This is a genomic window from Motilibacter deserti (assembly GCF_011250635.1).
Taxonomy (GTDB): domain Bacteria; phylum Actinomycetota; class Actinomycetes; order Motilibacterales; family Motilibacteraceae; genus Motilibacter_A; species Motilibacter_A deserti.
Map to the genome: position 1 here is coordinate 1 of NZ_JAANNP010000211.1, position 1,811 is coordinate 1,811.

The 1,811-nt window shown below is 70.7% G+C and carries 2 protein-coding genes; both read right to left on the reverse strand.

Annotated elements, in window-relative coordinates; all coding sequences use genetic code 11:
* Positions 1–649: hypothetical protein (locus G9H71_RS22480; RefSeq protein WP_166284977.1), on the reverse strand; the 649-nt coding region annotated here is incomplete at its 3' end.
* Positions 650–653: 4 nt separating this feature from the next.
* Positions 654–1,667: a GDP-mannose 4,6-dehydratase gene (gene gmd, locus G9H71_RS22485; protein ID WP_166284978.1), complete on the reverse strand. Its 1,014-nt coding sequence runs from the start codon at positions 1,665–1,667 to the stop codon at positions 654–656.
* Positions 1,668–1,811: the final 144 nt, after the last annotated feature.

The window sequence follows — 1,811 nt, forward strand, 5'->3', positions numbered from 1 at the left end:
CGGACAGCGGGAAGCGCAGTCGCGCGGTGCAGCGCTGCGCGTAGACCTGACGCGCGAGGTCCGAGCGCCGGACGAGGAACGCCTGGTCGCTGAAGCCGCGGCTGAGAGCGAACCCGTCCACCCACTCGTCGGTCTCGGCGTCGAGCGTCGGCGCGCCCCAGTTGGGGTTGGCGATGCGCACGCGCAGGTCGCGCTCCATCAGGCGGAGCGCCGGGGCCACCCAGTCGACCGGCTCGCGCAGATCGACCTCCGCGTCCCAGTGCAGGAGCCACGGCGGCCCGTCAAGGAAGACCGCGGCCAGGCCGAAGTCGACGAACGGGGCGACAGGGCCGAGCCGGCGCCGGTCCAGCCCGGCCTGCGCGTACGCGCGGGGCAGCAGGTCGGCAACCGCCACGGCCCGGTCGGCCAGGCCGGCGCTGATCAGCGCCTCGGCGCGCCGCCGCAGGTCGACAGGGTCGTCCGCATTGGACAGCAGGATCGTGCGCGCCGCGAAGGGGTGACGATGCTGCCCCACGAGGGCCGCGAAGCGCTCCTCGTCGAGGACGCTGCGGTAGGTCCGTTCGTAGACGTTGACGACGAAGTCGACGCCGCTGCCCTCGGCCGCCCCGGCGGACGGTCGCTGCGCCGGCCGGTCCAACCGGTCCGTCACCTGCTCAGCGGTCCACGCGGACGAGCTTGCCGGACAGCTGGTCCTCGAGCTGCTGGCGGTCGGCGTCGACCATCAGCCGGGCGAGCTCGCGCCAGTCGGTCTTCGGCTCCCAGCCAAGCTGTCGCTTCGCCTTCGTGGCGTCGCCGATGAGCGCGTCGACCTCGGAAGGGCGCTCGTAGCGGGCGTCGGTGCGGACGTGCTTTTCCCAGTCCAGCCCGGCGTGACCGAAGGCCTCCACGACAAAGTCGCGGACGGTGGCCGCCTTGCCCGTCGCGACGACGTAGTCGTCACCCATGGGCTGCTGCAGCATCAGCCACTGGGCCTCGACGTACTCCTTGGCGTAGCCCCAGTCCCGGACGGCGTCGAGGTTGCCGAGGTACAGGTAGTCCTGGAGCCCGGCGGCCACGCGGGCCACCGCGCGCGTGATCTTGCGGGTGACGAACGTCTCACCGCGCCGCGGGGACTCGTGGTTGAAGAGGATGCCGTTCGTGGCGTGCATGCCGTAGGCCTCGCGGTAGTTCACCGTGGCCCAGTAGGCGTAGACCTTGGCGGCACCGTAGGGCGAGCGCGGATGGAACGGGGTGTCCTCGTTCTGCGGAGGCGGCGTCGAGCCGAACATCTCCGAGCTCGACGCCTGGTAGAACCGCGTGTCCACGCCGGAGGCGCGGATCGCCTCCAGCAGGCGGATCGTCCCCAGCCCGGTCACGTCGCCGGTGTACTCCGGCATCTCGAAGCTGACCTTGACGTGGGACTGCGCCCCGAGGTGGTAGACCTCGTCCGGTCGCACGTCGCGCATGAGGTTGACCAGCATCGTCGCGTCCGACAGGTCGCCGTGGTGCAGGATCAGGCGCTGGTCGGGGTCGTGCGGGTCCTGGTAGACGTGGTCGATCCGGTCCGTGTTGAAGGTCGAGGCACGACGGATGACTCCGTGGACCTCGTAGCCCTTCTCCAGCAGCAGCTCGGTCAGGTAGGAGCCGTCCTGTCCGGTGACTCCCGTGACCAGGGCCGACTTGCTCATCCCGGAGACCTTCCGTCGTGGCACGCGGCGGCCGGGTGGCCGCACGTCACGGCCAGTATTCCATCCGCGCAAGAGTGCCCGAGGACGCCGCGAACCGCTTCTTCGACGCGCCGCGGGGCGGAAAAAAACTTGCGACCGGACTGA